At 43.0% G+C, this 10,089-nt stretch carries 13 protein-coding genes; 4 read left to right on the forward strand and 9 right to left on the reverse strand.

Annotated features, from left to right (window positions below; all coding sequences use genetic code 11):
- From VF500_RS25145 to rplM, 5 genes are all read right to left on the reverse strand, one after another.
- Positions 1 to 764, reverse strand: a 764-nt coding sequence (locus tag VF500_RS25145) for an N-acetylglucosamine-6-phosphate deacetylase (RefSeq protein WP_330862309.1), incomplete at its 3' end; no start/stop codon positions are given.
- 183 nt (positions 765 to 947) lie between these two features.
- A complete protein-coding gene (tsf, locus tag VF500_RS25150; protein WP_330862310.1) occupies positions 948 to 1,787 on the reverse strand; it encodes a translation elongation factor Ts in 840 nt (279 codons plus the stop codon).
- Positions 1,788 to 1,953: 166 nt separating this feature from the next.
- The gene (gene rpsB, locus VF500_RS25155) at positions 1,954 to 2,796 is read right to left on the reverse strand and encodes a 30S ribosomal protein S2 (protein WP_110587287.1); all 843 of its coding nucleotides are present in this window, start codon (positions 2,794 to 2,796) and stop codon (positions 1,954 to 1,956) included.
- Between the two features lie 18 nt (positions 2,797 to 2,814).
- Complete coding sequence (rpsI, locus tag VF500_RS25160; protein ID WP_110587286.1) at positions 2,815 to 3,201, reverse strand: 30S ribosomal protein S9; 387 nt, start codon at positions 3,199 to 3,201, stop codon at positions 2,815 to 2,817.
- A gap of 25 nt (positions 3,202 to 3,226) precedes the next feature.
- Positions 3,227 to 3,664, reverse strand: coding sequence for a 50S ribosomal protein L13 (rplM, locus tag VF500_RS25165; protein ID WP_090529488.1), 438 nt, complete (start codon positions 3,662 to 3,664; stop codon positions 3,227 to 3,229).
- 456 nt (positions 3,665 to 4,120) lie between these two features.
- On the opposite strand from rplM, the gene VF500_RS25170 reads away from it, so the two are divergent.
- Both VF500_RS25170 and VF500_RS25175 read left to right on the forward strand, forming a co-directional pair.
- On the forward strand, positions 4,121 to 5,410 hold the full coding sequence (locus VF500_RS25170) for a BamA/TamA family outer membrane protein (RefSeq protein WP_330862311.1): 1,290 nt from the start codon (positions 4,121 to 4,123) through the stop codon (positions 5,408 to 5,410).
- Positions 5,411 to 5,497: 87 nt separating this feature from the next.
- Positions 5,498 to 6,184, forward strand: a complete 687-nt coding sequence (locus tag VF500_RS25175) for a PAS domain S-box protein (protein ID WP_330862312.1) — start codon at positions 5,498 to 5,500, stop codon at positions 6,182 to 6,184.
- A gap of 58 nt (positions 6,185 to 6,242) precedes the next feature.
- Here VF500_RS25175 and VF500_RS25180 read toward each other — a convergent pair whose 3' ends face one another.
- Entirely contained in the window at positions 6,243 to 6,641 is a 399-nt protein-coding gene (locus VF500_RS25180) for an SPW repeat domain-containing protein (RefSeq protein ID WP_110587281.1), read from the reverse strand.
- Positions 6,642 to 6,969: 328 nt separating this feature from the next.
- Here VF500_RS25180 and VF500_RS25185 point away from each other — a divergent pair, with 328 nt between their 5' ends.
- The gene (locus tag VF500_RS25185; RefSeq protein ID WP_330862315.1) at positions 6,970 to 7,104 is read left to right on the forward strand and encodes a hypothetical protein; all 135 of its coding nucleotides are present in this window, start codon (positions 6,970 to 6,972) and stop codon (positions 7,102 to 7,104) included.
- Positions 7,105 to 7,223: 119 nt separating this feature from the next.
- Here the strand turns inward: VF500_RS25185 and VF500_RS25190 are convergent, their stop codons facing one another.
- Positions 7,224 to 7,709, reverse strand: a complete 486-nt coding sequence (locus tag VF500_RS25190; RefSeq protein WP_330862316.1) for an ABC transporter ATPase — start codon at positions 7,707 to 7,709, stop codon at positions 7,224 to 7,226.
- A 45-nt stretch (positions 7,710 to 7,754) separates the two neighbouring features.
- Here VF500_RS25190 and VF500_RS25195 point away from each other — a divergent pair, with 45 nt between their 5' ends.
- Positions 7,755 to 8,237: a hypothetical protein gene (locus VF500_RS25195; protein WP_330862317.1), complete on the forward strand. Its 483-nt coding sequence runs from the start codon at positions 7,755 to 7,757 to the stop codon at positions 8,235 to 8,237.
- Here VF500_RS25195 and VF500_RS25200 read toward each other — a convergent pair.
- Both VF500_RS25200 and VF500_RS25205 read right to left on the reverse strand, forming a co-directional pair.
- On the reverse strand, positions 8,232 to 9,035 hold the full coding sequence (locus VF500_RS25200) for a (Fe-S)-binding protein (protein WP_330862318.1): 804 nt from the start codon (positions 9,033 to 9,035) through the stop codon (positions 8,232 to 8,234). The two genes, VF500_RS25195 and VF500_RS25200, sit on opposite strands and share 6 nt — an antisense overlap.
- A gap of 61 nt (positions 9,036 to 9,096) precedes the next feature.
- A partial coding sequence (locus VF500_RS25205; RefSeq protein WP_330862319.1) for a (Fe-S)-binding protein occupies positions 9,097 to 10,089 on the reverse strand: 993 nt, incomplete at its 5' end.

Raw genomic sequence — 10,089 nt, forward strand, 5'->3', positions numbered from 1 at the left:
ATGGCAAAATCAACGTGAATGCCATCGGCCACAATACTGGTGTATGGCCTTTCCTCAAAAATAGCGGGAATATAACCAGGCTCACGGTGATGCATGGACGGCATGGCGTTAAACAGGTGCGTAACTGCCTGCACTGGTTTCTTCAAAAATGATTTACCTTCTGCATAGGTAGCGTTGCTATGGCCTGATGATATGATAACACCCTGCTCATATAAATAATCAATCACTTCCTGATCCTGAAGCTCAGGTGCCATAGTGATCATCTTAATAACACCGTCAGCTTTTTCAAGCCAGCCTTTAACTTCAGCAAGGGCAGCCTTTTTGATAAATTTTTCGGGGTGGGCACCTTTCTTGGCAGGGTTTAAATATGGGCCTTCCAGATGCAATCCCCAGAAAGCACCTTTACTTTTTTCTCGATAGGCCTTAGCGGCGTCAATACCGGTTTCAACAATATCATTGGTATTGGTACCAATAGTGGCAAACACGCCTATAGTTCCCTGGTTTAGCAGGTCATTTTCCAGTTGTTCAAGCGCTTCAACAGTAGGCGTGCCGGCAAAAAGCTGACCGCCGCTGCCGTAGATCTGTAAATCGATGAACCCGGGTGCAAGGTATGCGCCGTTCAGGTTTTTCTTTACAGCATCCGTTGGGATGGCAGCTTCGTCAATAATATCAGTGATGGTACCGTTTGAGATTAAAACGGCTTTTCCTTCGGCAATGGTGCCGGAAGAAATGAGTTTAAGGTTGTGAAGGGCGAGGATAGACATGATTTAATAATTACGTATTTAACCATTATGTCATTGCGAGCGTAGCGTGGCAATCGCGCACTGTGCATGACCGCCCTGTATAGTGTGCGATTGCTTCGTCATCCCTCCTCACAATGACATGATTTTGAGGGCGAAACAACAGGGCAAAAAAAATCCCCCGATTTTCATCGGGGGATAATATGATTAAGCTCCTAAAGCTACCCGCTTAAAGGCGGTTACTGTAAGGCCTTTTTCAACCGAGTCAAGGAATTGTGAAATGCTCTTAGATGAATCTTTCACAAACTCCTGGTTTAACAGGGTTGAGTCTTTGTAGAATTTATTCAGTTTACCCGCAGCAATTTTTTCAACCATTGCTTCTGGTTTACCTTCTGCACGGATCTGCTCTTTAGCAATTTCAAGCTCACGCTCAATTACTGAAGCATCAACACCGTCTTTATCCAAAGCGATAGGGTTCATAGCAGCAATTTGCATTGCTACGTCTTTACCAGCATCTTCGGCACCTGCACCGTCAGCGCTTAAAGCAACCAATACACCTAAACGATAGTTACCGTGGATATAAGCAACAACTTTTTCGCCGCTAACTACTTCATATTTAGATACACCGATTTTTTCACCGATTTTACCGGTTTTTTCGATGATAGCATCACCAATTTTAACACCACCAAGTTCAAGGGCGTAAAGCTCTTCAATTGAAGCTGGTTTTGCTTCAACTGCTTTATCAGCAATTTCACCTGCAAAAGCAACGAACTCAGCATTTTTAGCTACGAAGTCAGTTTCGCAGTTAAGCTCGATGATAACACCGGTTTTAAAATCAGCCGAAGTACGTGCAATAACAACACCTTCGTTTGATTCCCTGTCCTGACGGCTTGCTGCAACTTTAGCACCTTTTTTTCTTAAAAAATCGATAGCTGCTTCAAAATCACCGTTAGTTTCGGTTAATGCTTTTTTGCAATCCATCATACCGGCACCGGTTTGCTGGCGCAGTTTGTTTACGTCGGCTGCAGAAATTTGTACTGTAGACATGTTTTTTTGAGTTTTAAGATTTTTTTTATCGGGTTACAAGTTACCGTTATGGTGTTATGCTACTGTAACCCGCAACTATTTTTAATATTAAAAATCTCCCACCCCTTGTTGAGGTGAGAGAATTAATATAATTTTTTGTGTATCCCCGGGGGATTAACAAGGAAGATTATTCTTCTGTTTCAGCAGCTGGAGTTTCAGCTTCGCCTTCAGCAGCTACTTCAGCAACTTTACGGGTTCTTTTACCGCCTTCGTTAACTTCAGGAGCATCAGCTTTGGTTTTTGCAGCTACTGCTTCTTTTTCTGCTTCGTCTTCTTTCTCGCGTTTGCGCTCATCTAAACCTTCTTCGATAGCTTTGATGATGATGCTGGTGATCAATGAAATTGATTTTGTAGCGTCGTCATTCGCAGGGATCGGGAAGTCGATGTTTGAAGGATCAGAGTTGGTATCAACCATAGCAAATGTAGGGATGTTCAACTTCAATGCTTCTGAAACCGCGATGTGCTCTTTCTTAACGTCGATCAGGAATAATGCAGCCGGTAAACGGTTCAGATCAGAGATACCACCTAAAAGGGTTTCCAATTTGATACGCTCACGCTGAATCATCAGACGCTCTTTTTTAGAAAGGTTGCTGTAAGTACCGTCTTTAGTCAATTTATCGATGTTTGACATCTTTTTGATCGACTTACGTACAGTAGCAAAGTTGGTTAACATACCACCTAACCAACGCTCGGTGATGTATGGCATGTTTACGCTTTTTGCATAATCGGCAACGATATCTTTCGCTTGTTTCTTTGTAGCTACGAATAATACCTTACGGCCTGATTTTACAATTTGTTTTATAGCTGCAGCAGCTTCTTCAACCTTAGTTAAGGTTTTATTTAAATCGATAATGTGGATACCGTTACGCTCCATGAAAATGTACTGTGACATTTTCGGATCCCATTTGCGGGTAAGGTGACCAAAGTGTACACCAGCGTCCAGTAAATCCTGATAAGTTGTTCTTGCCATTTTGTTGTCCTCCTGTGATTAACGTTTACTGAATTGGAATCTCTTACGTGCTTTCCTGCGACCTGGTTTCTTACGCTCAACCATACGGTCATCGCGGGTCATTAAGCCTTTAGCACGTAATGCTGGTTTCTTTTCAGCATCAAGTTCAACAATAGCTTTAGCGATAGCTAAACGAACGGCTTCTGCCTGTCCTTTTACACCACCACCTGCAACGTTTGCTTTAACATCAAATTTTCCGGTGCTACCAGAAACCTCAGTGCTCTGAGTAACGATGTATTGCAATGGCAAAGTAGGGAAATACTCTTTGTAATCTTTACCGTTAACGATGATCGCACCATTTCCTTCTGTAAGGTAGATGCGGGCAACGGCTGTTTTTCTTCTGCCTGAAGTGTTAGTTGTTGGCATTTTTTTTCTCCTTAAAAATTAAAAATTAAATGGCTGTTGGGTTTTGCGCAGCATGAGGATGCTCAGCACCTGCATATACATGCAAATTGCCGAATAATGCTTTGCCCAAACGATTTTTAGGTAACATACCACGTACCGCTTTCTCGATGATGCGTGTTGGATGTTTCGCCAATAACTCCTTAGGAGAAATAAAACGCTGACCACCTGGATATCCAGTGTAACGAACATAAACCTTGTCGCTTAGTTTGTTTCCGGTCAGTTTTACCTTGTCTGCGTTGATAACGATCACATTATCACCACAGTCTACGTTTGGGGTAAAATCAGGCTTGGTTTTACCACGGATGATCATTGCGATCTTAGTGGACAAGCGCCCCAAAATCTCGCCTTCCGCGTCAACAACAACCCATTGTTTGTTAACGGTTTTTTTGTTGGCTGAGACAGTTTTGTAACTTAACGTATTCACTTGCTTTAAATTAAATTGTTTAAACGTTTATTATACCCCGTATTTTCGGGACTGCAAAGATAGGGTTAATTATCTTATTAGCAAATAGATTTTAAGGAAATATCTGAACCATGATTTTCTTGATTGAAGGATGGCAGGATTGTTTGGTCTGAACCGGGATTTGGGAGGATTCAGGGATTGCCAGGATGCTGCTGTCTGAACCCGAATTTGTTGAATTTTCGGAATAGTCAAAATTTTAGAAATTCGAAAAAAAACATTAATTCATTTAATTCGGGTTCAGACAGCAGCATCCTTACAATCCTTAAATCCTAAAAATCATGGTTCATTACGCTCTTGGCTGGTATCCACTTCTATCCCTAACACGAGTAGTTTTCGACTATCTTTTATTTTGTAATAAGTTTTTTACATTCAAATGATATAAATATCTTAGCGGGAACACTAATAAACCCCTAACTATTGGCTCCCGCTGTTTACCGGCTAACCTTAACCTTGTTTGTACTTATAAGTACCAGCAAATTATTTGCACAAACCCTGGCAGATCCGGTTGATTCTTTACAATCACAGGTAGATGCCAGTGGTATCTTAGCTTCTATATTCAGTGGTAAAAGCAGTAAACCAGCCACAACAACTACTCAGGCACAAAACCATACTTACTGGTCGATATTACCATCGGCGGCATACAATCCAAGTGTAGGCTTCGCGGCAGGGGTGATCTCATCAGGAGGAAAATACTTTGGTGATCCCTCAAATACAACCCTATCGGTAGTCAATGCAGGCTTTTACCTGTCGACAGGCGGACTCTCCACTTTTGAATTTAAACAAAACGCTTTCTCGGCCGGGAACAAGTGGAACCTGCAGGGTACCGTACAAATAGGTAAAACCGTTGCTATGGATAATGGCCTCGGTACAGGCAGGCGCAGCTTTGGCGAGGGCAGCTTTTTCATGAACAACACCCATTTTGAAAATAATCCCGACGCCTTCCCTATCCGTTATGTTTATATCAAAGCCAACGAGCGCATTTACCGCAAACTGGCACATCATATATATGTGGGTGCCGGTCTTAGCTTCAATTATTACAGCCATATTGACGATGACCGGAAAGACATCCCCATAACCCAAACACATAACTACCGTTATAGTATCCGCAATGGGTTTCCTGTTAACTCATACCAGGCCAATGGCCTGCTTTTCAATTTCCAATTCAATAACCGCGATCAGCCCAACCGCCCGTTCAGAGGTATTTATGCCGATATAGTTTTGCGGGGCAACCAAACCTGGCTGGGCAGCAACCGCAACGCCATGCAGGTAAAGGTGGAATTCAGAAAATACTGGAGTTTATCGTCAACCAATCCCGAACATGTATTTGCCGTTTGGCACTGGTCAAACTATCTGCTTAGCGGCGCACTCCCCTATCTCGAACTGCCCGGTACAGGCAGCGATGCCTACGGACGCATAGGGCGTGCGTTTATAATAGGGCGCTTTAAAGGCATGTCGTTTGTATATAACGAGGCCGAATACCGGTTTCCGTTAACAGACAATAAGTTGCTTAGCGGCGTTGCATTTATTAATGCAGAAACGGCCAACAACCAGCAACGCATAAAACTGTTCAGGTACTGGGAACCAGGCGGCGGCGCAGGCCTGAGGCTGTTGTTTAATAAATACACCCGCTCAAATCTCTGTATAGATTATGCCAGGGGCGCATACGGTTCAAGCGGTTTCTTTTTAGGACTTAACGAAGTGTTTTAGCTGTAATTGACCATCACTACCAACTGTGCATTAACAACTGGTGTCATTTTTGTGATTAAGGCTTTTCAAAGGATTAATCTATCACAAATGCGAACTCCGTTAACCTCCCAGCTGCTCGGCGACCTGATTGAAAAGGGCTATGAATATGTCCTGGTAAAAGTAACCGTAAACCAGCAGACCGAAGAAATTGTCGACATCACCCTTGTGCCGGTTAAAGCTAAGCCCGAGCTTAACCATCTGCCTTCGGGCTACGAAACGTTTTATCGCATTACCCGCGAACCGATGCAGCTGGTATGCGGCGTTGACAAAACCAGCATTTTTATTGAATACCAATCGTTTGATGACTCTGTAACCGAGAAAGATATTTTTGATGATACCTACTTCAGGATGAGCGAAGAGTTTTTCAGACAGGTGCTGGACAGCCTGGAAGATTATGCAGTGATCACTACTGATAAAAACGGCAACATTAATAGCTGGAACAGCGGCGCGCAAAAAGTTCTCGGCTATACCGAACAGGAAGTCTTAGGCCTCAACGCCCGTATATTTTTCACAATTGAGGATATTGCCGCAGGCAAGCCCGAGATTGAATTAAAAAAGGCATTAAGTATGGGAAGGGCCATCGACGAACGCTACCACGTACGTAAGGACGGATCGCGATTTTGGGGAAGCGGGTTATTTTTCCCATTGTTTGATGAGGAGCACAACCATCGCGGCTTCACCAAGATCATGCGGAACCAGCGCGAAGAGCAACAGGCCAAAGAGCTTGGGATATAAAACAAAACAGGCGCTCATTGAGCGCCTGTTTTGTTTTATATCTTTTTCAGAAAAAGGATTAAGCGTTGTAGCTTACACCATGATCTTCTTCAACCTGTGGGTTAATAAACGGAGAGCCTTTGGTAAAGCAGCCTACAATTAAAAGGTATGCGCCAAAAATCAATTGAGGAGCAACCAATTTAGGTGAAAAAGCATAAACCCATGGCGAGCAGAATAAAAATGAACCCATAATTACATCACCTACATTGTGCATAACCATCGGAAACTGTTTGATAAAGCCCATTTCGTTTTTAGCGAAGATAGCCATGATCAGTTGTAACCAGCCAATTATTAACGGCAGGAACAAAGCCGCGCCGCCAACATGAAGTGTATCAAAAGTCCATAATGATGAAATCATTAACAGGGCTACAACGTAGTTTAAAAATCCGTAAGTTTTTGTTGAGATGAAGCCTTTCATTTTTAGCTTATTTTATAAAGTATGGTATAAATAGTTTGTATCAAAAATTTATCGCAAAGCTAAGCATTTATGCTTGCAGCGCTACATTAAATTTTATATAATATAAATCGCTGTTTCTTTACGGGTTATGTGCTTTAAAACCCATACCTTTAATTCAAACGCATTAATAATACGTGTAAAGATATACGTTTTAAAATTAAAGCGGTCCGTTTCCCTCCTCACCATCGGGCAGTATATACCGTCCGTTTCATTTCGTCCTGCCGCTATCACTATTAACGGATACAAATATCAATAATCCGGTAAGAAATCAAACATTAAAATAAAAATCATGAGCAAGAACAAACAATCTACCAAAGAAAAAAAGAAACCCGCCGCCGAAGGTAGCAGCAAAGCCCCCTCCGATTATCAATCGGGTAAAAAAGACGCTGTAAAACCGATCATCACCCCGGCTAAGAAAAAGTAAATATTTTAACACGAATGACTTGCAGTCCTTTTTCGAATTAAAGCGGATTACACGAATCTTTATTCAAAAAGAAAAATTCGTGTAACTCGCTTTAATTCGAAAAAATCAGTGATTACTTACTATGCCGTTACAATATCACGGAACAATTGAATATGCCAGCTATCCTTAAACGGCACTTCCCATTTAGTTTCGAGCTCGGTTAAATTTTGTACCAGGTTATTGTAAACTATGGTTTGTTTATTGATGCTTCCGTCTTTTAGTTTAGCCTCAAAGCCATGACGCGGTAATGAAAGCACCTCTTCTCCCTCGCGGTAAGCCAAGTTAAATCTGTCGAAAAGGTTGATACCCAAATGTTGTTGCACCTGCTGCATAAAATGAACCGATTTATCGATAGAGCATCCGCTGGCACCTGCCTGGCTTTCATCAACTATCAATATAAAGAAGCGGTTGTACCTGATCTCGCCCTTCGCTTTTAACTGGTTGTTGTGGGCGGTCCAGTTGGTGGTAAACCTGTCCAGCTCGGGCTGTATCTGCTGTACTTCCTGATCGGTCAATTTCCTGTCCGACTGGTAGATCCAAACTCTTGACTGTGGAGAAAATTTCATTTACAAAAATATCAATTTATTAACTTCGGGTTACATTTTGTTGTCATGAAAACATCAATTATTCCGGCAATCGGGAAAACAGCGCTCATTACATCAATTTTTGCCCTTATTGCGCTAAATTATGGCTTTAAAACCGAAATGAGCGAACAGGAATGGCTAAACTGGAGCAATAAATGTCTCAGTAACTCCTTCAATCCCACGCCCGATATCAACCTGAAAAAGTGGGAGATAGCCCTTACCGGCGATTACTTTTTACGTTTAAGGAAAACTTATCAACAGGGCAAGCAGGAATATTTTTCTTTTAACATCCACCGTTTAACCAATGTTGATTACCTGGGCAGCGATGCAGCTGGCACACTCAAATTCAATACCCAAACTGATGATATCATTGTGCAAACCTACGAAGATCCCGAAGGCAACATTGACTCGATGGCAACTTCACTTGGTTTACCGGTACATAATATGAGTACCCTGAGATTTGATAGCCTGAAGATCGCGCTGAATTATTTCAGGATGAAAGGTTTATAAACCATTCGCCCTTGCAGTGATCTCGGCAATATCAAGCACCCGGATCTCCTGTTCCTTATCCTGATTTTTGACCCCGTCGGTAAGCATGGTCATACAAAACGGGCAGGCGGCAGCTACTACTTGTGCTTTGGTCTCCATAACATCAGCGATCCGCTCAATATTGATGTCCCTTTTGCCCGGTTCCGGTTCTTTAAACATTTGCGCACCACCTGCGCCGCAGCACAAACCGTTTGATTTGCAGCGTTTCATCTCTACCAGTTCGGTATCCAATATTTCCAATGCCGCACGCGGGGCTTCGTAAACATCATTTCCACGGCCTAAATAACAGGGGTCATGATAGGTGATCCTTTTACCTTTAAAGCTTTCTCCACCCTCGGCCTTTAGCTTGCCATCGTTTATCAACCCCTGAATTAGCTGTGTATGATGGATCACCTCATAATTGCCGCCTAACCCGGGGTATTCGTTTTTTATAGTATTGAAACAGTGCGGACAGCCGGTAACTATTTTTTTTATGTTATAACCATCCAACACCTGAATATTCATCATGGCCTGCATCTGGAACAGGAACTCATTTCCCGCCCGCTTGGCAGGGTCGCCGGTGCAGTTTTCTTCAGTACCTAAAACTGCATAGCTAATACCCACATGCTGCAAGATCTTACAGATATCGCGCGTAATTTTGCGGGCCCGTTCATCAAAGCTGCCGGCACATCCAACCCAAAACAATATCTCAGGTTCTTTCCCTTGTGCAGCCATTTCGGCCATGGTTGGTATTTTTATTTCGGATTTCGGATTTTCCATTTCGGATTTAACATTTGAATCATTACAAGCAAACTGCCAACTTAAAACTGCCTACTGCAAACTACTCCTCTGCCCAGTTAAACCTGTCGGCCTGGCTGTATTTCCAGGGGGCGCCATTATTCTCGACATTGCTAAACATATTATTTAAGCTGGCCGGGGCCTGCGATTCTTCCATCACAATATAACGGCGCATTTCAGTTATGATCTCCAGCGGGTTGATATTTACCGGGCAAGCGTCAACACAGGCGTTACAACTGGTGCAAGCCCAAAGTTCTTCGCGGGTGATGTAATTATCAAGCAACGATTTATCGTCCTGATGGTCTTTACCATGCTTATCGATGTTATTACCGATCTCAGTGATCCGGTCGCGAGTATCCATCATGATCTTACGGGGCGAGAGCAGCTTTCCCGTAATATTGGCCGGGCAAACCGAGGTACACCTGCCGCACTCGGTACAGGTATATGCCTCCATCAGGTTTTTCCAGGTAAGATCAGTCACATCCTTTGCGCCGAAACGACCAGGCTCGCCGGTATTTTCAGGCACGAAAGAAGGATCGAGCATGGCTTTCACCTCGTTGGTAACCGATGCCATATTGGTGAATTTACCCTTAGGGTTCAAGTTTGAATAGTATGTATTCGGGAACGCCAGCAGAATATGAAAATGCTTTGAATATGGCAGGTAATTTAAAAAACACAAGATGCCGATAATATGGAACCACCAGCAAACCCGTTCGGTAATCACCAATGCCGAAGCGCTATCAGGCAGCAAGGGTGCCAGCAATGAACTCACGGGAAAACTCCCGGCAGTAACATAGTGGCCGAAATGCAGTAGTTGTAATTTATAATCGGCCGCGTTCATAGTCAGGAAAGCGGTCATGAGCAATATCTCGGTAATGAGGATATAGTTAGCATCCGATTTTGGCCATTGGGTCATTTCTGTACCGGTAAACCTTTTCAAATGCACCACATTGCGCCTGCACAAAAAAACGATACATGCCGTAAGCACCAATACCGCAAGGCCTTCAAAACTACCTATCAAAAAACCATATAAACC

It is taken from the genome of Mucilaginibacter sp. (assembly GCF_036383575.1).
Taxonomy (GTDB): Bacteria; Bacteroidota; Bacteroidia; order Sphingobacteriales; family Sphingobacteriaceae; genus Mucilaginibacter.

Excerpts from the sequence above, each read along its gene's own strand:
- rpsI (WP_110587286.1), bottom strand. The coding sequence starts at position 3,201 with ATGCCAACAACTAACACTTCAGGCAGAAGAAAAACAGCCGTTGCCCGC.
- VF500_RS25190 (WP_330862316.1), bottom strand. The coding sequence starts at position 7,709 with ATGAAATTTTCTCCACAGTCAAGAGTTTGGATCTACCAGTCGGACAGG.
- tsf (WP_330862310.1), bottom strand. The coding sequence starts at position 1,787 with ATGTCTACAGTACAAATTTCTGCAGCCGACGTAAACAAACTGCGCCAG.
- VF500_RS25175 (WP_330862312.1), top strand. The coding sequence starts at position 5,498 with ATGCGAACTCCGTTAACCTCCCAGCTGCTCGGCGACCTGATTGAAAAG.
- VF500_RS25185 (WP_330862315.1), top strand. The coding sequence starts at position 6,970 with ATGAGCAAGAACAAACAATCTACCAAAGAAAAAAAGAAACCCGCCGCC.
- VF500_RS25180 (WP_110587281.1), bottom strand. The coding sequence starts at position 6,641 with ATGAAAGGCTTCATCTCAACAAAAACTTACGGATTTTTAAACTACGTT.
- rpsB (WP_110587287.1), bottom strand. The coding sequence starts at position 2,796 with ATGGCAAGAACAACTTATCAGGATTTACTGGACGCTGGTGTACACTTT.
- VF500_RS25195 (WP_330862317.1), top strand. The coding sequence starts at position 7,755 with ATGAAAACATCAATTATTCCGGCAATCGGGAAAACAGCGCTCATTACA.
- VF500_RS25200 (WP_330862318.1), bottom strand. The coding sequence starts at position 9,035 with ATGGAAAATCCGAAATCCGAAATAAAAATACCAACCATGGCCGAAATG.